Origin of the sequence: Haliscomenobacter sp. (assembly GCF_965225875.1) — a bacterium.
GTDB lineage: Bacteria > Bacteroidota > Bacteroidia > Chitinophagales > Saprospiraceae > Haliscomenobacter.
Window position 1 is genome coordinate 3,894,044 of record NZ_CBDDBS010000002.1, and the last position, 23,544, is coordinate 3,917,587.

11 protein-coding genes are annotated in these 23,544 nt (G+C 47.9%); 5 read left to right on the forward strand and 6 right to left on the reverse strand.

The window, feature by feature from the left end:
* Positions 1-40: 40 nt before the first annotated feature.
* A complete protein-coding gene (locus ACO08K_RS17910) occupies positions 41-1,165 on the reverse strand; it encodes a glycosyltransferase family 4 protein (RefSeq protein WP_421797783.1) in 1,125 nt (374 codons plus the stop codon).
* 219 nt (positions 1,166-1,384) lie between these two features.
* Between ACO08K_RS17910 and ACO08K_RS17915 the strand changes: the two genes are divergently transcribed.
* Positions 1,385-2,434 carry a M42 family metallopeptidase gene (locus ACO08K_RS17915; RefSeq protein WP_421797784.1) on the forward strand — a complete coding sequence of 350 codons (1,050 nt, stop codon included), beginning with the start codon at positions 1,385-1,387 and terminating at the stop codon, positions 2,432-2,434.
* 101 nt (positions 2,435-2,535) lie between these two features.
* Here ACO08K_RS17915 and ACO08K_RS17920 read toward each other — a convergent pair whose 3' ends face one another.
* On the reverse strand, positions 2,536-2,913 hold the full coding sequence (locus ACO08K_RS17920) for a DUF4783 domain-containing protein (RefSeq protein ID WP_421797785.1): 378 nt from the start codon (positions 2,911-2,913) through the stop codon (positions 2,536-2,538).
* Positions 2,914-3,290: 377 nt separating this feature from the next.
* Between ACO08K_RS17920 and gpmI the strand changes: the two genes are divergently transcribed.
* Both gpmI and ACO08K_RS17930 read left to right on the forward strand, forming a co-directional pair.
* Complete coding sequence (gpmI, locus tag ACO08K_RS17925) at positions 3,291-4,823, forward strand: 2,3-bisphosphoglycerate-independent phosphoglycerate mutase (RefSeq protein WP_421797786.1); 1,533 nt, start codon at positions 3,291-3,293, stop codon at positions 4,821-4,823.
* Positions 4,824-4,973: 150 nt separating this feature from the next.
* On the forward strand, positions 4,974-5,531 hold the full coding sequence (locus ACO08K_RS17930; RefSeq protein WP_421797787.1) for a hypothetical protein: 558 nt from the start codon (positions 4,974-4,976) through the stop codon (positions 5,529-5,531).
* Between the two features lie 122 nt (positions 5,532-5,653).
* On the opposite strand, the gene ACO08K_RS17935 is transcribed toward ACO08K_RS17930, so the two are convergent.
* Entirely contained in the window at positions 5,654-7,366 is a 1,713-nt protein-coding gene (locus ACO08K_RS17935; RefSeq protein ID WP_421797788.1) for a RagB/SusD family nutrient uptake outer membrane protein, read from the reverse strand.
* Positions 7,367-7,415: 49 nt separating this feature from the next.
* On the reverse strand, positions 7,416-10,652 hold the full coding sequence (locus tag ACO08K_RS17940; protein WP_421797789.1) for a SusC/RagA family TonB-linked outer membrane protein: 3,237 nt from the start codon (positions 10,650-10,652) through the stop codon (positions 7,416-7,418).
* 210 nt (positions 10,653-10,862) lie between these two features.
* Between ACO08K_RS17940 and ACO08K_RS17945 the strand changes: the two genes are divergently transcribed.
* Together ACO08K_RS17945 and nadB are read left to right on the forward strand one after the other, a co-directional pair.
* Positions 10,863-12,677 (forward strand): T9SS type A sorting domain-containing protein, encoded by a 1,815-nt coding sequence (locus ACO08K_RS17945; RefSeq protein WP_421797790.1) that lies wholly within the window; start codon positions 10,863-10,865, stop codon positions 12,675-12,677.
* Positions 12,678-12,855: 178 nt separating this feature from the next.
* Complete coding sequence (gene nadB, locus ACO08K_RS17950) at positions 12,856-14,463, forward strand: L-aspartate oxidase (protein ID WP_421797791.1); 1,608 nt, start codon at positions 12,856-12,858, stop codon at positions 14,461-14,463.
* 193 nt (positions 14,464-14,656) lie between these two features.
* On the opposite strand, the gene ACO08K_RS17955 is transcribed toward nadB, so the two are convergent.
* Both ACO08K_RS17955 and ACO08K_RS17960 read right to left on the reverse strand, forming a co-directional pair.
* A complete protein-coding gene (locus ACO08K_RS17955) occupies positions 14,657-17,869 on the reverse strand; it encodes a non-ribosomal peptide synthetase (protein ID WP_421797792.1) in 3,213 nt (1,070 codons plus the stop codon).
* A gap of 1 nt (position 17,870) precedes the next feature.
* Positions 17,871-23,543 carry an SDR family NAD(P)-dependent oxidoreductase gene (locus ACO08K_RS17960; RefSeq protein ID WP_421797793.1) on the reverse strand — a complete coding sequence of 1,891 codons (5,673 nt, stop codon included), beginning with the start codon at positions 23,541-23,543 and terminating at the stop codon, positions 17,871-17,873.
* Between the last annotated feature and the right edge of the window lies 1 nt (position 23,544).

Consider the following 23,544-nt stretch of genomic DNA (forward strand, 5'->3'; position numbering starts at 1 on the left):
TTTTTGTGAGTTTAGCACCCCACCTTCGGTGGAATGGTTTTTACATTTTTACTGCTTGCAAGATGTTATAAATGTCAACTGCTGCTTTATCCCAGGAGAACTGTTGCCGTTGCAGCTGGCCTTTTTTGACCAAATCCTCCCGTAGGTCCGGTTCATCCCAAATGCGCAACATCGCCGCAGCAATCTCCTCTACATCATAGGGATCAACCAATAGAGCCGCCTCACCAGCTACTTCCGGCAAGGAAGAAGTATTGGAGGTAATCACCGGAGTGTCAGTGCAGAGGGCTTCCAAAACAGGCAAGCCAAATCCTTCAAAAAAGGAAAGATAAGTCAAAGCCAGGGCGGAAGCCATTAGTTCTGCTGCTGTTTCTTCGGGGAGGTAACCTAGAAAGAGGATGTCATCCCGGTAGGTAGAGGCTGCATGTGCAGCGGTGATTTCCTGCACTTGCCAGGCCAACTTCCCTGCGATCAAAAGCTTTACAGGTGCCTCACTTTTCTCCCGAAACAACTCATAGGCTCGCAGCAATCCCAGCAGGTTTTTGCGTGGATGGATGGCACCCAGGAAGAAAAAATAATCGACTCCCCCGCTAAACCGTGATTTCACCTGTTTTTTTTCTGCTTCGCTCAAGGGTTGAAAAATGGCACGGGTGCCGTTTGGAACCACGGTAATTTTCTCTGCTGGAACCTGATAATGTGCAACCAGGTCTGTTTTACCGTGTTCAGCCACACAAACGATATGGGTGGCTTTTTTTAAAAATCTCGGGATAAACAAGCGGTAATAAGGTCGATGCATCCAGGCAACTTGCCGGGGGTAATGAAAATGGGCAATGTCGTGGGTGGTCAACACCGTAGGGACGGTGGTTTGGAGGCTCAAAAAATTATCAGGTGAAAAAAAAACATCCACTTGCTCCTGCCGCAATATTTTGGGAACCTGTACATCAAACCAGTACCAAAAGGAGAAAAAATGCCGGGCCTTGGGCCCAATCACTACCGTTTTTACATTTTTTCCGGTGATTAGCCATTCGGTCTGCGGACGATCGTAAATCAAAATAAACTGACCTTCGGGGTGATTTTGCACCCAACGTTTGCACAGTTCGTAAGTATACCAGCCGATTCCTTCCAGGTTACCCGTCTGTAGAAAGCGGGCATTGATGGCTATTTTCAACTTTATTGATTTTTTACCGTTCTTATACAACTCGCGCAAATTTGGTTAAATTTACGCGCTCGAAGCGTTTTTTCTCGTTCATAAATAAGTACTGATCCTTACTATAGACACTTTTCTCTTCCCGGTATTGAAATAGTCCCATCTGAAACGTATTCACTTGATAGAAAACTTGTTTTCAATACCATTATGCAGTATTGAGAGGATAACACAAACATTACTATGATTAACGTTCAATTGCTTAAACGCATTTGTGAAACCCCCGGTGCACCGGGTTTTGAACACCGCATCCGCCAATTGGTGCTGAAAGAACTCCAGGATTTGGCCGACGAAGTGAGCATCGACAACATGGGCAACGTCGTTGCTGTCAAAAGAGGGAAAGAACGCAAACGCGCGATGATTGCTGCCCACCTCGATGAAATTGGCTTCATCGTCAATCACATTGATGAAGAAGGTTTTCTTTTTTTTCATCCCCTCGGTGGTTTTGACCCCAAAACCCTGACTTCCCAACGGGTAATTGTACACGGCAAAAAAGACGTCATCGGGGTAATGGGCTCCAAACCCATCCACCTGATGAAACCCGAAGAGCGCAGCAAAGTGGTGCCTATTACCGATTACTACATTGATTTGGGCATGCGCAAAGAGGAAGTGCTGAAAATTGTTTCGATTGGTGACCCGGTGACCCGTGAACGGGAGCTGATTGAGATGGGCGATTGTGTCAACAGCAAGTCGCTGGACAACCGGGTTTCGGTATTCATACTGCTCGAAACCCTGCGCGCCTTAAAAGGCAAAGAAGTCCCTTACGACATTTACGGTGTCTTTACCGTTCAGGAAGAGGTAGGATTGCGTGGGGCCATCTCCGCTGCTCATGGTATTGATCCTGACTTTGGATTTGGATTGGATGTAACCATTGCTTTTGACACCCCTGGTGCTCAGGCACAGGAAGCGGTGACCAAATTGGGCAAAGGTGCCGGCATCAAAATTCTGGATGGAAGTGTGATTTCGGATTACCGCATGGTGCGCTACCTGAAAGAAATTGCCGATCAACACAACATCCCCTGGCAACCCGAGATTTTGCCAGCGGGCGGCACCGATACGGCCGGAGTACAACGTTATGGAAAAAAAGGAGCAATTGCGGGAGCGATTTCAATCCCTTTGCGGCACATCCACCAAACGATTGAAATGGCGAATAAGACAGATATTCAAAATTGTACTGACTTGCTAATTGTGGCTTTGCAGCAGTTGGATCAATACAATTGGGAGTTTAGGTAAAAGTTGAGGAGTTGAGGAGTTTAGAAGTTGAGGCTACCGCAAGAGACATTGTCAATGCTTCTTGCGGTAGCCTCAACTTCTAAACTCCTCAACTCCTCAACTTATTCTTTATCAAACCTCAGTTCCTGCACATAATACTTATCCGCTTCCACCCTTGCGTAGATGTATACGCGGAAGGTACCAGCAGAAGTGGTCAGGTTACCAATGCTGTATTGGGCTTCTTTACCTTTGGATTGACCCGTGTGCATTTGGCTGAAGGTCTGTGGTTTGTTTTTGCCAAAGAAGTTTTTCAGAATTTGTATGGCTTCAGTTTTGCCGTACACATTCTCCTGCTCCAAAATGGCAATTTCTACCGATTTGTCCAGGTATGGTTCCAAAGCAGTCACGTTACCCGTGCTGATGGCTTTGGTAATACTGTCGAGAGCGAGCTGCTGGTCCCAGATCATCAGGGTTACCAGCAATATGAACATGCTTTTCATAGTCGTCCTTTTATGGGTTGAGGCCGACCGGTTAGTTTTAAAGAGAACGATCGACCTTGAAAAAGTAGAGTTTCATCATCATGATTTACCTCCTTCACATTTGGTTGCAGCTAGAAGTGTTTTGAGCTTTTTGATTTGTTCCACTTTTGGTTGCAAATCTTGAAAGCTTGCACTTCTGCTTGTTTTCCCATTTTTGACGCAATCGTCGGGTGATAGTAACAATTTTTTTTTGAACAGTCAAATACAGAACGCCTTTTTTATCCTTTGCATTGTTTTTATGAGAGAAAAAGGCTTTCTGCGCTTTAACTATCAGTTGCTTGTGTTAATTTCGGCGCGAAATCCTTTTTATAGGTATTCAACTACACGATAAACCAAACATGAGCACAAAAAAAGTTCTTCTGGTCATTATGGATGGATGGGGCTTAGGACAAGTACCCTTCGCTGATGCTATTGCACAAGCCAATACTCCCTTTGTAGATGCTTTATATCAACAATACCCCCATGCCACCCTCGTGACCCATAGCGAATTGGTGGGTTTGCCCGATGGGCAAATGGGCAATTCGGAAGTAGGCCACCTCAACATTGGAGCAGGCCGGGTCGTGTACCAGGAATTGGCGCGTATCAACAAAGCGGTACGGGAACGGGAACTCCACCAAAACCCCACCTTGCTCAAGGCCATTCAATACGCGAAAGACAATAACAAACCTTTCCACATTATAGGGTTAGTATCTGACGGTGGCGTGCATTCACACATCAACCATTTGAAGGCCATCATCGACATTGTGGAAGAGCAGGGCCTCAAACAGGCATTTATCCACGCCTTTACCGATGGGCGCGATTGTGATCCCAAGAGCGGGCTTGGCTTTTTGCAAGAAATTGTTGACTACACGGCCAATAAAGCGACGAAGTTGGCTTCGGTGGTTGGGCGGTATTTCGCCATGGACCGGGATAAACGTTGGGAGCGGGTTAAACTGGCTTATGACTTGATGGTCAATGGAGTAGGTGAAGCCACGACGGATGTGATCAAAACCTTCGAAGCGCGCTACGCGGTAAACGAAACGGATGAATTCATCAAACCCATCTTGTGTACGGATGCGCAAGGACAGGCTTTGGCCAAAATTCAGGATGGAGACTCTTTGCTGTGTTTCAATTTCCGCACCGACCGCCCACGGGAAATCTCCCAGGTGTTGACTCAAACCGATTTCCCCGAGTTTGGGATGCACAAATTGAATCTACACTACGTCACCATGACGAGTTATGATGAAACCTACCAAAACGTGGACGTCATTTTCCAAAACGACAACCTGCGCAATACCCTGGGTGAAGTATTGTCCAAAGCGGGCAAAACCCAGGTGCGGATTGCTGAGACTGAAAAATACCCTCACGTTACCTTTTTCTTCAACGGTGGTCGGGAAGAGCCATTTGAAGGTGAACGTCGCCTATTGGTGCCTTCGCCCAAAGTCGCTACTTATGACCTCCAGCCCGAAATGAGTGCAGTAGGCATAACGGACGCGATTGTGACCGACATCGTGCAAAACCAGCCCGATTTCATTTGCCTCAACTACGCCAACGCCGACATGGTGGGGCATACCGGGGTGTTTTCTGCGGCGATGAAAGCAGTAGAAACGGTTGATTCCTGCATGAACAAGTTGGTCAATACTGCCCTGGATTACGATTATGACTGCATCATCATCGCTGATCACGGAAATTCCGATTACATGATCAACGATGATGGAACGCCCAATACGGCGCATACCAAAAACCCGGTACCGATCATTTATGTCAGTGCTCAAGCGGCTGGTGCTAAGGTGAAAGCTGGGAAATTGGGCGATATCGCCCCGACTATCCTCAACCTGATGGGCGTTCCTGCTCCGGCGGAGATGACGGGTGAGGTATTGGTTGAGCGATAACGCCTTAAGACAAGGCTACAAACCTTGGCACTGTAGAGACGCACGGCCGTGCGTCTTTACAGTGCCAAGGTCTACCTTAAATACAAACTAGTTGACATCAGGCAAAACCCAGTACACACCTAATAGTGTTTATGTGAAAAAAAACGACTCATGCCAAAATACATCCTTCTCTTTTTCGCCCTGGCCCTGATCTGGAGCTGCAACAACACCGAAACAACAAAAAAGCCTGGCACCAAGGAAGATCCTTACTTTTTCGATCTCGCCGGGTTCTTTAACGCAGAAATCAAACAACTCAACAGTGCCCAAACCAAAGCCAACAAAACGGTCAAGTACAACAAAAAAGAGGATGTCTTATCCAATCAAAAACTGGACTACGAAAAGGAACTAGCCGTATTCGTCCATTCCGACATCAACAAATTATCCTGGCGGGAAAAATACAGCGCGGATACGCTTAAAGAAGGGAATGAAATCCGTTCGATTACCTATAAAGCCCTGGATGATCAGCTCAAAACCCGAAAAATTGCCATTTCTTTTGATCAAAACCAGGTGGCACAAATCGCCATTGAGAACCGTTTGAAAAGTATCATGGCCAGCACCTGGCAGGAATTAGAATATTTACCGGGGAAAGGATATCAGGTGCATGGCAAACAAAAAATGCGATTAGCTGGAGTGGATATGATGGGGATAGAGGTGGAGTTTAAAGAATAAGGTTGAGGAGTTGAGGAGTTTTAAGTTGAGGAGTTGAGGGCTACCGCAGTGACTTGGACAATGTTTACTTCCAAGCCGCTGCGGCAGCCTTCAACTCCTCAACTTAAAACTCCTCAACTACCCTAGTACCCCGGATTCTGCACCAAAGTAGGCGTCCCTCCAATGGCACTATTCAGAATCTCCTGAGCAGGTATAGGGAAATATTCGTGTTTGCCCTTGACAAATTTTGCGCCCTTCAAATAAACCCGGCGGTTTTGTTCAACGCTCAAATAATCATTGATTACCTGATCGGCAATACCCCAACGCACCAGGTCAAAGAAACGGTGTCCTTCCATCGCAAATTCCAGACGCTGCTCAAAGCGCACCGCATTGCGTGCCGCAGCTTTGTCGGTCCATGGCGTTGCGTATTCCTTGATCACATAGTTCCCAGCAGGATTGCCATTCGCCAGTTTTACTACACCATTAGGATTGGCGGCACGTTTGCGAATCTGATTCACCAATTCCCGTGCTTTGTCCAGGCTACCAATTTCCACTTCACATTCAGCCAACCAAAGGATCACGTGTGACAGGCGAATGATCCGGTAGTTGTTGGCGTTCTGGCGAGGGTTACCTGTCCAGGTGTTGGTGCCATTTTCAGAACGGTAAGGCGCATTTTTCTTGGGCGAAAAAGGCCCCGCATAAGCAGGGTCGCGTATATATTGGGAGTTGTGGATGCCCCAATCGAGGTAAGGAACCCCTTCGCGGCCAACTGTCCAGTCGAGGCGTGGATCGAGGTTACCTGCATAAGTCTGAGAATTGGTACCTGGTACATCTCCTTGATTAAAATTGCTGATCAATGGCAAGCCATCAGCATCCGTTTTGAAGGCATTGACCAGGTTTTGAGAAGGCTGGAAAAAGCCGCAGCAGGTGGTCAATGCGCCACCACCATAAGGATAGTTGAGGGTTGCGCCACGGTTGCCATTGTTCGAAATAGCCGCACCATCGTTTACGGAGTGCTGGATTTCAAAGATGGACTCCGAGTTGTTGTTGGTTGCTGCCCGGAAATTGTCGTGGTAATTGTCGACCAGTTTGTAACCACCAGTATTGATGATGGCTTCCAAAATTGGCTTGGCTTCAGCGTATTTACCCTGGAAAAGATAGGCCTTGGCGAGGGTAGCTCCCGCTGCCCATTTGGTAGCCCGGCCAGGTGCGCCCGCCCAGCGGTTGGGTAGGTTGTCATAAGCAAATTTCAAATCTGCTTCGATGTTTGGCCAAATTTCCTTGTCATTGGGCAATTTGGTGCTTTGTGCGTCAGCAGCGTTGTAGGTTTTATCATCAACATAAGGCACCTTGTTGAACATTTTACGCGCCTCAAAGTGATAGTGCCCACGCAGGAAACGGGCTTGTGCAATCGCCAGGTTTTTATCTGCGTCGCTCAAGTCAGTGGCTTTGGGGGCCAGTTGGATGACGTCATTAGAACGGGCTACGCCATCGTAAACTGCCCGCCATTTGCCCCGGAAGTGGGTCAAGTCTGATGTATGGGTAAACGCTTCGATGAGGGAAATTTCGGGTTGGTCCCCGGCATTACTACCTTTATAAGCGTCATCCGAAGTGACCGACCCGTACACCCAATTGTCAGCAGAGCCTGTCCAGTCAGGGAATGGAGAACCCACGTTGGTTTGTACGCCGTCCAAAAGGGAATAAGCCCCGGTTAGTACCAGATTGACTCCGGCAGCATTGCTCAGGGTGGCTTCACTCAATACACCCAAAGGGGTAACCGATAGAAACTCATCGTTGCAGGAAGCAGCCGAAAGCATGGCCACCATTACTGCACTTATGATTTTTATTTTTTTCATGGTTGAAATCATTTTAATAGTCCAAAAGACTGTGCTCTTGGAAATTGATTTAGAACGTTAAGCCGAGGCCAAAGTTGATGGAGCGGTAAGCAGGATAGGTACCTTCGTCTACCCCGATTTGCCGGTCAGAACCAGCAGAGTAGCTCCGCAGGTTTACTTCTGGATCAAGTCCTTCATACTTGGTGATGGTCAATACGTTTTGACCTTGAGCCCATACCCGCAAACCGCCGATTCCCAAGCGGGACATCAGTTTTTGTGGCAAGTTGTAAGTCAACTGCACGTTTTTCAAACGGAAATAGGAACCATCTTCCAGGTAATAAGTGGAAGGGTTGGAGCTGATAACGTCGTTGGAACGTGGAATTGGCAGTTTGGCATCGGTTTTGCCAGGGCGCCAGGAATCCTCGTACATGCGCTGTGAGCGGTTGCCACCAAAGGTTGGGAAGTCGGTCCAGTAACGAACGTAGTTGAACAGTTCGTTGCCTTGAACCCCTTGGCCAAAGATGTCGAGTTGGAAGTTTTTGTAATTGAAGCTCAGGTTGATACCGTAGGTGAAATCAGGGTGTGGGCTACCAATGATGGTGCGATCCGCAGAGTTGATGATCCGGTCGCCGTTTACATCCCGGTATTTGAAGGCACCCGCTTTGTTCATTGAACCACCGCCGAACTGAACTGGAGCTTCAGCAGCTTCAGCATCAGTTTGGAAAATGCCCAGAATGTCGTAGCCGAAGAAGGACGCCAGGGGAAAGCCCTGTTGAGTTACGGAAACAGTACCTGTTGGTAAGCGCAGGTTGCTGAATCCAAAGTATTGGGTTTTAGGGTCTCCGTTGGTTTTGATCACTGTGTTTTTGTAAGTAGAGAAATTGGCTCCGATGGTATAAGAAAACTCTCCACTTTTGCCACGATAGTTCAAGCCCAATTCAACCCCGGTATTCTGCATTTCACCGATGTTCTGAAATGGGTTAGTCGCAACACCTTGAGTAAACTGAACTTCAACAGGGAAGAGCATATCCGTGGTACGGCGATCGAACCAGTCGAAGGCAATATCGAACTTGCCACCCCACAAAGTCATATCAAAACCGGCATTGAGCGAGGTTGTGGTTTCCCATTTGGCTTTGGCGTTGCCGAATTGACCCAGCTCGTAACCAGGCTGTGAAGAGGTTCTGGAACCAGAAAGGTCGTAAAATGAAGATTCCGGAGAAGTTGCAAAAGTAGAAAAGGCGTTGTAGTTACCAATTTCCTGGTTACCCGTTTGGCCCCAACCTACGCGCAGTTTGGCAAAGGTAATGGCCTGACTGTTTGCTAGAAACCCTTCTTTTGACACTACCCAGCCCGCACTAAGTGCCGGGAAAATGGCGGTACGGAATTCTGGTGCAAAACGGGAAGAGCGGTCGCGGCGCACCGTTGCATCGATCAGGTATTTGTCGTCATAGACGTAGTTCAGACGTCCAAACTCCGAAGCCAACAACCATTCAGCGGCGCCGCCAGTGTTGTTGATACCAGCCCGGCCTGCACTGAGGTAGCGGTTGGGCAAATCATCCACGGCGAAACCATTTCTTTCACCACTGAAAAACTCAAAGTAGTTTTTGATTGCCTCGGTACCGATCAGGGCATTGATGCGGTGTTTTTCCCCAAGCTCTTTGGAATAGGTAAGGGTATTGTACCAGGTCCAGGTTACGTCGTAACTGTTGGAAGTGTTCAGGTTGTTGTTTCCAACGGGCTCTGGTGATTCAGGGTCGTTGGCGCGGTAACGACGAAGGTTAAAGATGCCATAGTCTACCCCAAACTGGCTGCGGGCAGTCAAATCCTTGAGGATATCTGCTTCTACAAAGGCATTGCCAAACAAGCGAATTTCCTTGCTCTTGTTGTCTTTGTTGCGGTATAACTCTGCTACAGGGCTACGTGAGTTATCCAACACGGTGGGAGAGCCGGCGAAATACCCTTTTACGTCATAAACTGGTGTGATGGGTGGAACCCGGTAAGCAAAAGAAATCGGGTTGCTTTCGTTTTGGTTGCCGTTGGGTTGGCCAATCTGTTCGCCATAGGCCAATTGCATGTTTTCGCCCAGGCGGATTTTTTTACTCACATTAAATTCGGTATTCGCCCGCAAGGAATAACGCTTAAAGCTGGTGTAATCCATGATCCCTTGCTGATCGAAGTAGTTCATCGACATGGAGTACCGCGCCTGTTCATTTGCGCCACTTACCCCAATTTGGTGGTTTTGAATGGGTGCAGAATCGAAGATTTCGTCAAACCAGTCTGTCCCTACCTTATTGGCTTTGGTGATCAGGTTTTTGGGTGAAACGCTGTACTTGCTTTCATCAACAGTACCTACGGCACCAACTGGGAAAATGTAATCAGGGATAATCGGAGTAGCTACTTTACCCCCAAACATCGGGATATTGGGGTAAACAATTTTGGAAGGATCGGAGATTTTACCGTCCACGAGCAAACCCGGGTTTTCGGCATTGATCCGTGACTCCCAAAGTAAATTAACATACTCCTGGGTATTCAAGAGGTCCAAAAACTTGATGGGCGTTTGGGTTCCGTAGTAGGCGTCGTAGCTGAATTTTGGCTTGCCACTTTTGCCTCGCTTGGTGGTGATGATCACTACCCCGTTGCCCGCACGCGAGCCATAAATGGAAGCAGCAGAGGCATCTTTTAGGATTTGGATGGATTCTACATCGTTCAGGTTCAAAGTGTTCAGGTTACCCTTGGTTGGCATCCCATCAACTACAAACAGTGGAGAGTTGTCGTTGATGGTACCAAAACCCCGGATGCGCACCATCACGCCGCCACCCGGAGCATTTTCGTTGCTAACGTTTACGCCGGCTACCCGGCCTTGCATGGCTTGGGCCACGTTGGTAGAGGGTACCGAGAGCAATTGTTTGGTGTCTACACTGGCTACCGCACCAGTGATGTCGCGCCGCGATTGGGTACCGTACCCCGTAACCACGGCTTCTTGTAGTAAGGTAACGTCGGACTTGAGCTTCAAATCGAAGCTGGTCTGCGTACCCATGTCAACCTCAAGGGTGGAATACCCTGTGTAAGAGACCACCAGGGTGTTGGTAGATCCCTCGGGAATCTGTAAGGTAAAAGCTCCTTCAAGGTCGGTGACTGTGCCTACAGTGCTTCCTTTGATAAAGACCGAGGCACCGATGAGTGCTGAACCATCATCATCGGCGGTAACTTTGCCGGAGATGGTCTTTTGCGCAAAAGCGCAGGTGCCTATCAAAAACAGGCACAAACTCAGGAAAAGCCTGAATGGGTGGGTGTGAGTGTTCTTCATGAATGGAATTTTATTTGGTAAATATAATATTGGGCACTATTTAAAAGTATTTTTTTTAGTTAATGGTAGATAAGTTTTGTGTTTAAAATTAGACTAACCCTTATAGGTTAATTTTTCTGGATTGGAATTATTTTTTTGCAAATGTATTGTGTGGTAAATATTAAGCTTCTAATTTTACAACAATTTAATCCCATTAACAACTTCACTTCCATGAAACTAACTACATTCTATTGTTCTCTACTGTTTTTGTTCTTCCAAAACAGTTTATTCAGCCAGCAACCCAACTACCAATGGATGAAAAAAATGGAAGTCCTCCGCGCCGAGCGGTTTACTTTCTACTCCAACAATCACCTGCTGGTAGACTCCCGAGGGAATAGTTATCGACTACAAGTTTTCAGAGATGAAACCAGTTTAGAAGATACTACCCTTACTACGGATGGGCATGATGCATTTCTGCTAACAAAACATAATTCAGAGGGAAAACTGGAATGGGCTAGAAAAATTGTTGGCTACAACGGTGGAGACGAGGCTCATTGGGGATGGACAAACAGCATTTGTTTTGACCTTCAGGAAAACCTGATCATCAGTGGTCTTTTTTGGTCTAATGAGCTAGACTTTGGTAGTGGAACACGATTAGCAGCTGCCTGTAGTCCCGGTCTTTGTCACAACCTATTTACTGCAACCTACTCTCCTCAAGGCAACTTGATCGACAAGATAGCCTTTGCAATGCCTGAAAATCATCAAGTTTTATATCCAATCTTGCATGTGGATTCCCGGGGTAAAAAAATATTCACTTTTGTAACTGATGCACCAATGTTGCGTATCGGAGATAAGCTAATTCGTATGCAGTACGTCGTCAAGGTGGTCACCTTACAACTTTCGTCCAAAAATGAACTGGAGCATTTCACCACCTTTGAAATGGATGGGGGAAGTATATTGCTTCCCTTTAATTCAAGCACTCAAAAAGATGGTTCTGTGCTGGTTTTTGGAAATATATATGGAATAGATGCAAAAGAACTTACCCTGAGTGCTCGAGAAGGAACAAGTCATTCAATCAAAAAGCCAATAGGTGACTATGAGTTATTTTTATTGTTAAAACAGAGCTCAAACGGAAAACTTTTATGGGCTTTAGATATTGTGGCTGCAACAGATTGCCAAATGCTTGCTGATTCTAGTGGTCATACCTATGTACTTGGTGCTTTCAACGATACACTGCAAATTGGAGAGAAGATTTTATTTGAAAATAAAGATGATCTGGCAGATGGCTTTATTTTAAAAATTGGAGCAGATGGTAAAGTACTTTGGCAAAAACAATTGGAAAATGCTCCCATTCCTGTATACGATGGTAATTTGTTTAGTGCCTCGCCAGGGAGTTTTGGCCCAGGTGGGAGTTTATTGGTGCCACTCTTTGTAATCAATGAAGACGCTGAAACTCCAAGAGAAATTGAAGGGAAAGAAATTCAAGCAAGTTTTGAAAACTATGCCTCAGTTATCGCTCATTTTTCCTCGGCAGGACAGTTGGAGACCTTAGTTCCTATTGAGACACCCAAGGGGATTATGCTCGCCTCCAATTGTAAATTTGATCCTGATGGGCGAATTTATGCTGTTTTCCATCCACTAGAAAGGGACTCACTCCTCTCCAGCCCTTACCGTTATGCAATGGAACGAGAGCGCACTACAGATTCTCTCATACAAGAGCATACAGAGTTTTTTGCTTGCTTTTCTCTAAACAAGCAATTGCCCCGTATCAATTTTCCTGTTTTGCCTACCAAATATGATCGTGACCTTCGCATCCGTATCTCACCCAATCCAACTCCTGACCTAGTGGAAGTACGCTGGGTGCCACAGGAGGAACCCGCTCAGCTCACTTTACGTGATGCAACCGGGCGACAGCTCGAAACAATCAAGATCGCCCCACTGGCTTTTGAAGCCAGGTTGGATTTGAGTAATTATGTTGCTGGTGTTTATTTTATTGAGTGGATGGGGAAAAGCACTTTGCAAAGTTCCAAAATCATCAAATATTAGCAGCTTGCTTTAGAATGATCCTTACCAAAGCCGCTACTTTTCTATTGAAGGTAGCGGCTTTTGTGTTTGTTTTTAGCCCTCAAAAATTTCTTCATACCGCAGTTTTTTACGGATATTTAAGGCCTGATTCAAACAAGCACAAGCGATTTGCGTTTGTACTTCAAACAATTCCACTCTGATGATCGAAACTGACGTCCTCATTATTGGCTCTGGCATCGGCGGGCTAAGTACTGCTATCAAAATTGCCGAAGCACGCCCTGATTTATCCATCACCGTACTCACCAAAACGATTGAGGGAGAAAGCAATACCCGCTATGCCCAGGGCGGTGTAGCCGCAGTATGGGATGTGGAAGTGGACTCCTATACCAAGCACAAGGAGGATACCCTGGATGCCGGCGACGGATTGTGTGATGAAAAAATAGTCGATATTGTAGTTTCCGAAGGGCCCGATCGGGTACAAGACATCATTGATTGGGGGGCCAGATTTGATAAAAAAAAGAACGACGCCGGTGAATATGACCTGGCTCGGGAGGGGGGCCACTCCGAAAAACGCATCCTGCATTACAAAGACCTCACGGGTTGGGAGATGCAACGGGCAGTTATGGCCAAAACCGACGAATTTCCCAACGTCACCATTTACGAGCATTATTTTGCCATCGACCTGATTACCCAACACCACCTGGGGCATTCGGTTACCCGCCTCAAGCGGGATATACAGTGTTATGGCACCTATGCCCTGAACAAAAAAAACAACGTCATCGAAACCATCCTGGCGCGAGTGACCGTGGTGGCTACGGGTGGCGCCGGCCAAGTGTACCGGGCGACGACCAATCCGGTGATCGCTTCTGGGGATGGGATTGCCATGGCTTATCGAGCCAAGGGTTGGACCGAAAATATGGAGTTTGTGCAATTTCACCCTACCTCCTTATATCATCCGGGTGGGGACAACCCAGTCTTTTTGGTGTCAGAAGCGGTGCGTGGATTTGGGGGCATCCTTAAAACCAAAGAAGGAGAGGAGTTCATGCACAAATACGACGAACGCAAGTCCCTGGCCCCTCGCGACATCGTAGCACGCGCCATCGACAACGAGATGAAAATTCGCGGGGAAGACTGCATGTACCTCGATTGTCGGCACCTCAATCAGGAGGACTTCATTGCCCATTTTCCCACCATTTACGACAAATGCAAAAGCATCGGCATCGATCCCATGAAGGACATGATCCCGGTAGCTCCAGCCTGCCATTACATGTGTGGAGGGATCAAGGTAGACGAATTGGGACAAACCTCCATTCAGCGCATGTACGCGGTAGGGGAGTGTACCTCCACCGGCTTGCACGGCGCCAATCGCCTGGCTTCCAATTCACTACTGGAGGCGATGGTTTTTGCCCACCGCATTGCCGCTGATGTTTTGCCTAAAATTGACCAGTGGAGCATCCAGAAAGGCATCCCCGACTGGAACGCCGGAGGTACCACCGACCCCAAAGAAATGGTCCTCATCACCCAGAGCATCAAAGAACTCAAGGAGATCATGAGCAGCTACGTAGGTATCGTTCGCTCCAATGTGCGCCTCAAACGTGCCCTGGACCGCCTGGAGTTGTTGTACCACGAAACGGAAGAAATTTACAATACCACCACGATTAGTCCACAATTGTGCGAGTTGCGGAATTTGATCACCATTGCCTATTTGATTACCCGCTCGGCGAGGTTGCGCAAGGAAAGCCGGGGTTTGCATTACACTACGGATTATCCGGAGAAGGTGGGGTTTGTGCAGGCGAATGTGATTTAGTAACGCAGAAAAATTAACTTCCCGATTTGGGTTTTGAATAGGAAGTCGAACGCTTCATTTCAAGTGAGCTTCTTAGACAAGCTCTTATTCAAAAGCCTCTAAAAAAATCGAGAAGTAATTTTTTGCGTCATACTTAGGTAGGTAAGATTTAAGCTTTCCATTGCCGGAGAACCACTATTTAGCCCCGATCCATTCAGCCTTTTTTGAATTGTTCAGCGAGTTCAGCGATGGTTTGGTATTCAAAAATATGTTCAACCCGCAGTTGGAACCCGAACATATTGGCTTTGGCTACAATCTGTAGGCTTTGAATCGATGCCCCTCCCAGGTCAAAAAAGTTATCATGCACCCCGACCTGTTCAATACTGAGCACGTCCTGCCAAATGCTGGCCAAAAGTTCCTCCTCCTCATTGCGGGGGGCAAGGTATCCGGAGCGTTGGCGCAGGTCTTCTGGCAATGGCAAAGCCTTGCGGTCTATTTTTCCATTTGGGGTCAAAGGCAATTTATCCAGACGAACAAAGCTAGATGGGATCATGTAAGCGGGCAATTTTTTTCGCACAAAGTCCCGCAAGGTATCCACAACAACAACTGTATCCTGTTGAGGTACAAAGTAGGCCAGCAATTGTTTATTACCAGATGTTTCGGTTCGGGTTAGCACTATAGCTTCCAAAATAGTTGGGTATTGCATCAGCACGGTTCTGATTTCACCCAATTCGATGCGGTTGCCATTGATCTTGACCTGATCGTCGCTGCGACCCAGGATTTCAATCGAGTGATCTGGTAAATAGCGGGCACTATCACCTGTTTTATACAATCGTTCTGAAGGGTCGGATCGAAAACGATCAGGGATAAATCGCTCTTTGGTTAAATCAGGGCGATCCCAATAACCACGTGCCAACCCCTGCCCCCCGATGTGCAGTTCTCCAATAACCCCAATTGGCAAGACCTGCAAATGGCGATCCAGGATATAAAGTTGGGTGTTGCCAATGGCTTGCCCAATGGTAATGGGGGCATTCCCCGGCTGTATCTGGCAGACTGAAGACCAGATTGTGGTTTCGGTAGGGCCGTACATGTTCCACAAACTGCCCACCCGAGTCAAAAGTTGATCTGCCATGCGACGTGTCAGGACATCTCCCCCACAAAGCGCTTTTAGCCCCGGTGCTCCTTTCCAACCCGTTTCCAATAGCAATTGCCAGGTTGCTGGTGTTGCCTGCATCATACTTACCTGATATTGATCGATGGCTTCTCCAATTAAACGAGGGTTGGAAACCATTTCCTGGCTGGCTATTACCACTCTTGCACCTGCAATGAGCGGCAAATACAATTCCAGAGCGGCAATGTCAAAGGTGATGGAGGTGACGGATAACAACACATCTTCTGCACTTATTCCGGGTTTCTGACGCATAGACCACAAAAAATTCACCAACGCAGCGTGCTGCACCATCACCCCTTTGGGTTGCCCTGTTGAGCCTGAAGTATACATAATGTAGGCCAGATCATCAGTGCTGATGTTGAATTGAGGATTTGGCCAATCGATGGTGTCGTTAAATCGATCTTCATTCAATTTGACGATTCGTATGTTTTCTAGCTCACCAAGCTCGGGAACAACATTGGTCAATAAGACCTGAACTTTTGCATCCTTCAGCATAAATTGTATCCGTTCTGCTGGGAAGGAAGGGTGAATGGGCACATATACGCCTCCTGCTTTGAGTACAGCCAGGAGTGCCACCAGAATTTCCGGGGATTTATCCATCAGAATACCAACCTGAATGGCTGGGCCAAGCTCCAGATCTTGTAGCTGCCTGGCCAAACCATTGGCTCGACGATTCAGCTCATGATAGGTCAGCGAGTTGTTCCCGTACATCACTGCCACTGCTTCTGGTGTTCGGTCAACTTGTGCCTCGAAAAATTGATGGACACATTTTTCAGAGGGAAAGTCGAGCTGGGTCTGGTTCAGTGTATAAATTAAATGCTGTTCCTCCGCCTTGGAAAGCAAAGGCAGTTGAGCAATTGGGTAATCAGGTTTTGCGATGGCATACTCCAGGATCAGGTGAAAAGAGCGAAACATTCGGGCAATGGTCGCTGGTGCAAAAAGATCCTCATTGTATTCCACCGTAGCATGGCATTGACCATCTAACCTGGACACCATCAAGGTCAGGTCAAACTGGGAAACGCCCCGGTTAATTTCCACAAAACCTGTTTGCAAACCAGGAATATCCAGCTTTGGCAGCGGTGAATTTTGAAGATTAAAAACTACCTGAAAAAGAGGGGGGCGACTGAGGTCGCGTTGGGGCTTTAATACTTCTACCAGTCGCTCAAAAGGCAAATCCTGATGCGCATAAGCTTCCAGCGAAAGGCTCCGCACCTGCTTGAGTAAATCCCTGAAACTTGGATTACCCGAAAAATGAGCACGCAAAACAAGTGTATTGATAAAAACGCCAATCAAGTTTTCCAACTCGGGAAGGTTGCGATTGGCAATCGGGGTTCCAATCAATACTTCATCCTGCCCACTGTAGCGCTGAAGCAGAATAAAAAATGCTGTAATCAAAGTCATGAACAAAGTGGCATCTTCTTCTCTGCTCAGTTTTTCGAGGGCCTCGTTTAGCGCTGTTGAAAGGACGAAGCGATGCGTTCCGCCCGAAAAGGTCTGTCGGGCACCACGGGGCCGATCGGTCGATAATTCCAAAACGGGGATTTCTCCACCCAACTGCTTTTTCCAATAGTCCAGGGACGGCTGTATCTTTTCCTGGCGCGCATCATCCGTTTGCCAATGGGCAAAATCTGCGTATTGAATGGGCAGTTGAGGTAGCTCCACTGGCTGACCACTGCTGATCGCCCGATAGAACAACATCAATTCCCGAAGAAACACCCCCAAAGACCAACCATCTGCAATGGTATGGTGAACGGTAAGCAACAACAAATACTCCTCATTGCCCAATCGGTAAAGTGTAAGGCGGATCAAGGGTGCCTGATTCAGGTTGAAGGGTTTTAGAACCTCCTTTTCTGCCAGACGTAGGGCCTCTCCCTCTTGTTTTGACAACTCAAGCCCACGCAAATCAAAAACAGGCAAAGGGACCGCCACTTCAGGCAAAACTTCAGGGACAGGAAGGCCTAGCCCAAAAGAAAAACGCGTTCGCAGGATCTCGTGCCGTAAGAGGATCTGGTTTGCACTTTGTTCTAGAACACCCAGGTCAAGATTACCCTTGATTTGTAGAATGGTAGAAAGATTGTTGACCGCGGTGCCCCGTTCGAGCAATTCAAGAAACAACTGGCGCCGTTGGGGAAAAGAAAGTGCAATTGGCTGATCAACAGGGCGTGGAGGAATCCCAATGGATGCATTGTTCAATTGCCCCTTCCGCCATTTTTCCAACAAGGCAAGTTTTACGGGTGAGAGTTCCTGGTTCGACATGTTAGTTCAGCTTTGTAAGTAATTGTTGGGCTTCCTCCTCGCTCATGGTTTCAACCTGGCGCAGGATTTCTGTTTCTAAAATTTCAGCCAGTCGCTCAATGGTAAAAGCCTTGAATGCGTCTTCCGAACTGATGCGGATACCAAAAGTGCCCTGGGCCAAGGTCAAAATTTGAGCACCAAGCACCGAATCTCCACCGAGTTCAAAGAAAGAATCCTGCACGCCGACTTGATCAATGTGCAAGGTTTGCCGCCATAATTCAGCTAGTTTGAGCTCTATTTCATTTCGCGGAGCGACGTATTGTTGTCGCAGGTTTGGCCGTGCATAAAGTCGGGCAACATGGGTATTGCTTCCCCCTACCTCGGCCAGGAATGGCATGCTGGCGGCAGTTGGGTACAGCTCGATCAAATTCTTCAAATCGAAAGGCAATACCATCACCTGAGGTGTCTTTTCCAATAGCAGTTGCTCAAGGGTAGCCAAACCCCGATCAATTTGTATCACCTTCACCAGGTGTTGGGTTGAAGCGTTCTGCTCTTTCAGCTTTTCTAGTGTTTCTGCGGCCAAACCAATATCGGCCCAAGGTCCCCAGTTGATGCTGATGGCAGGTAAGCCAAGGTTGTGTCGACGATAAGCCATGGTATCCAGATAAGCACTACCTGCTGCATAGTTACCTTGTCCTGGTGATCCGAGTACAGATACGGCGGAGGAAAAGAGGACAAAAAAATCTAGGGGCAAACCCAGGGTCGTTTCGTGAAGGTTCCGGGTTCCATCTACTTTTGGTGCCATTACTGTCCTCATCCGGCTCGCATCGAGATTGAGCAAAGCCCCATCATCCAACACCCCAGCTGAATGGATGATACCCCGGAGCGGGGGCATATCTTCTTCGATTCGCTTGAGAACGCTTTCCAATTGAGCCCGGTCGCTGACATCTGTCTGGGCGGTGACAACTTGAATACCTTCATCCCGCATCTGATCGATTATCCTCAGTACTTCTGGTGTAGGTTCGCTTCTGCCCAGCAATACCAGATGTCGTGCGCCCCGTTGAGTCATCCATTGGGCAGTGGCCAGGCCTAATGCTCCCAGGCCACCGGTGATCAGGTAGGTGCCATCTGCTCGCAATGATACTTTCGCTGAGTAGGTCGAAGTAGAAAAGGTAAAGGGCAAAAGCCGGAGAACGTACCGACTACCCGCACGAAAAGCAATTTGATCTTCGGCATCATCAAGGGAAAATTGCCGCAAAAGTAGCGGAAGCACCGCTGCATCCGACGCCTGGCTATCAAGATCAATGCGAACACACTTAAGATCGGGAACCTCGAAGCTGATGACTTTCCCCAAACCCCACAAAGGTGACTGTTCAACTGCAATAGACTCATTCGCGTGGATTGCCTGCACGCCGCGGGTAAGCAGCCACAAACGGGGCATTGCCGCGATGCGTTTCGTCAAAACTTGCACCAGGTACAAAACACTGTTGCAGCTGAAGTCCTCCATGATTTCTTTGGATGAAGGCGAAGCAGGGGCCGCCAGGCTCCACAAGTGGATGATCCCAAACAAGGATAGAGGTATTTTATTTAGACTTTGCTCAATGATTTCAGGAAGAGCATTTTTTCCCGTGCCCTCCAATTTTTCGCATACCTCTTTGTACTGCAACAGGTAAACATGATCCCCGGCTGCTTCCAATTCTTTCGCCAAAGCTTCAGCAAAGCCAGTATTGTCTGCAAAAATCAACCAATTTTTGTTCGTTTGGACTTGGGGTGAAACAACTGGCATTTCCTGGGATTCCCAGTGTAAACGGTACAGCCAGGTGTCCTCTTGAGCGATCAATTGGCGGACCCTTCTTCCAATGCGTTGGAGTCGGAGGCCAATAAATTCGGCAACAACCTGTTCGTTTTCATCTAGTAAACGGAGTTCTGCATCAATGACATCTGTACCCGGGGGCATTTCAGAAGGCAGCGCTGCCTGACTCCATACGATCCGCTTAGGTCGGGTGTAAAACTGAATGCGCTCGCACCCAATAGGAATGAAAAGATCTTGTTCCGCGGAAGCTCCCTGGGCGGCAGACAAGACCTGCAAGCAGGCGTCCAACAGTGCAGGGTGAATTTGATAAGCTTGAGCTTCGAATTGCAAGGACTCGGGTATGTGCAAGCGGGCCAATGACTCATTGCCTTTGCTCCAAACCTGCTGGATGGCCTGAAAAGCTGGTCCGTAATGCACTCCTCGCTGCTCCAACTCCTGATAAAATTGAGCCGCAGTGGACTGCGAAGTGTGCTGTTGGCGAATCAGCGCAGGGGGAGATTTGAGTCGCGTCGACAAATGATCTACCTCTCGGGTTGGTTTAATGGTTACGGAAGCATGTTCCATCCAATTTTCATGTGGATTGTTTCGGCTGTGCACGCTAAACGAAAAACCAACCTCGACCTTGGGTGAGAGTAGGGCTTGAATTGACTTTGCTCCACCATCCTGAAAAATCATTTTTTCTTTGAAGGAAAAATGAACAAACGTGTGAGAATTATTCAAACCTGCTTCTTCTGCAGCTTGTAAAGCCATCTCAATATAAGCAGCTGCGGGAAACACGATTTCATCATTGATTCGATGATCATTCAGAAAACCATGGGGTTCATTTTTTAGAGTAGTTTGCCAAACAAAAGAGGTCGCTGCATTGGCCAACTGGATACGTTCACCCAATAGTGGATGAGTATGGCTCCCATTGCGCTGAACTCCCTGCCACAGGTTTTGTAAGTTTGAAGATTTTGTATCTATCCAATAACGCTGGTGTTGCCAGGGCATTAAAGGGAGCGGAACATACTTTGCTCCACCCGGATAAAGATGGCGCCACAAAACAGGAAATCCTGTAGTGTACAATTCACCCAAGGTTCTGTACAAGATGTCGCGGGCGGGCTCCTCCCGTCTTAAAGAAGGTAGTAATCGAATAGGCTGGCCATGAGGAGGCAGGGATTGCTGGATGGAGCTGAGTAGAATGGGGTGAGGATTGATTTCGATAAAAATACTGTATCCATCATGGTGCAATTGTTTGATTGCCCGGGAAAACAGCACTGGTTTTCGAAGGTTGTCCATCCAATAGTCAGCATGGAAGCTGAGGCCATCTGCGCGGGTGCCAGTCACTGTCGAATAGAAGGGCGTCTTTGCGGCTTGGGGCGCTAATCCGCTCAATGCTTCGAGTAATGCCTTACGCACCTCGTCCATTTGTGGGCTATGGGAAGCCACATCCACGTTGACCAGCTTGCAAAAGAGCCCAAGGTTCTGTAAGAGGTCCATGACTACCTGAATGGCTTCTGAATCCCCAGACAATACCGTCGTGTTTGGACTGTTGATCACAGCAATAGCCACCTCCTGCTTGAGCTCCTGGAGTAATGTTTCTGCCTGATCGGGCGACAGCTCCGTCACCAACATACTGCCGCGCCCCCGAAAAGGCTTTAGCAAAAGACTTCGCTTACAGATAATTTTTACAGCATCTTCCAAATTTAATATTCCTGCCACATGTGCGGCGGCGACCTCCCCCATGCTGTGGCCGACTACAGCATCTGCTTGTACGCCCCAGGATCGCCAAAGCTCTGCGAGTGCAACCTGAATGGCAAACAGTGCTGGTTGGATTACATCAATTTCTTCAAGCCGTGTTGCCGCGCTTTCACCTTGAAGTACCTCCAACAAAGACCAGCCAAAATTTGACTGAATAAGTTGATCAATTCGTTTTACTGCCTGATAAAAAACGGGTTCTTGTTTGAGCAAATCGCGGCCCATACCGTACCATTGTCCACCCTGACCCGGGAAAACAAAGGCAATCTTGGGCCGAGGACCTGGAGCACTACTATTGATTAAATTGTGTTGCTGCTCTCCTTGTAGAAAAGCCTTCAGGCTGTCGTGCAATTCTTTCCGGGAATGGCCCAGCACCGCTATTCGGTAATCGTACTGACTTCGGCGGAGACTGGCGGCATAACAGATGTCCTTTGTTTCGATTGAAAAATCAGTGGCAAGCAAATCCTGAAAATTGCCGACCAGTGATTGAAGCGCCCCGGTGCTGCGTGCAGATAAAGGCAGCAAGTAGCTTGTGGAAGTAGTTGATTGTGGCCGTTCATCACCACTTTTTGAATGGTACTGGTTTGCTTCCTGCAACACCATATGTACGATGGTTCCACCAAAGCCAAATGAACTCACCCCGGCCAGAGCGGGTTCAGCACCAGCGGGCCAGGGGGTCAACTTGTTTTGAACCCGCAGATTCAGGTCAGTAAAAGGAATATGTGGATTGGGGGAATGAAAATGAAGGCTTGGTGGCAGACTGTGGTGTTTGAGGCTAAGGATAACCTTTATTAAACCTGCAACTCCAGCTGCTGCTTCGAGGTGTCCGATATTGGTTTTAACGGAGCCGATGGCACAAGGGCCATTGCTGCGGTTGGAGCCAACAATTGCTCCAAGGGCTTGTGCTTCCATGGAATCCCCCAACAGCGTACCCGTTCCATGGGCTTCCACGTATTGAATACTTCCTGGTGAAACATCGGCTGCTTGATACGTCTCTAGCAATAAATTTTCCTGGGCCTCCCGATTGGGAGCAATCAGTCCATTGGTGCGGCCGTCCTGACACATGGAACTACCCAGAATCAGTGCATGAACAGGGTCTCCGTCAGCCAAGGCAACCGAAAGTGGTTTTAGCACAACAAAGCCTCCGCCTTCCCCCCGTACATATCCATCTGCCTGAGCGTCGAAAGTTTTGCATCTTCCATCTGGAGCCAAAACACCTGCCTTGGTAAAAGAAATGGAATGCGCTGGGGAAAGAATCAGGTTGACCCCGCCTGCAAGTGCCATCTCACATTCCCCATTCCTCAGGCTCTGGCAAGCCAAATGCACAGCAGATAAGGAAGAAGAACAAGCTGTATCAATGGCCATACTTGGCCCGTGGAAGTTGTAAAAATAAGAAATGCGATTGGCTGCGATGGACAATGCGGCCCCGGTCCCCGAGTGCCCGCTAATCCGTGTGGGATCGCCAAATTGAAGGGGGGTGTATTCATTTACAGAAATGCCAACATATACTCCAGTTTTGCTGCCATCGAGTTTTTCTTTGGCCTGCCCCGCATCATCAAAAGCTTCAAAGGACAATTCCAACAACAAGCGTTGTTGCGGGTCCATCTGTTCTGCTTCTACAGGTGCGATGCCAAAAAAGAAAGGATCAAACTGGTCGATGCGATCAAGAAACCCGCCCCAATATGAAATGGATTTTCCAGGAGTACCAGGATCGGGATGGTAGAATGCTGCTTTTTCCCAGCGGTCTGCTGGTACTTCGGAGATGGCGTCTACACCATCACAAAGCATTTGCCAGAAAGCAGCAGGGTCTTTAGCGCCTGGAAAGCGACAGCTCATACCAATGACCGCGATTGCTTCCATTGATCGCTCTGTCGCCGGTTTTTTGATTGTAGCTGAATTTTCTTTTTCTAAATCCTCGGCCAGATATCGAGCTAGTGTAAGGATGTTGGGGTAATCATACGCCAGGGTGGGGGAGAGTCGACGACCCAGGACTTCTTCCAGGTCACCTGAAAGGCTTACCAAATCAAGCGAGGATAGCCCGTAACTTGCAAAAGGCTCTCGGATATCGATGGTGCCTGGAGCGACATTCAACAGCTCCGCGATATGAGTAATCAACCAATCCTGAATTTCTCTTGAGGTCAGCACG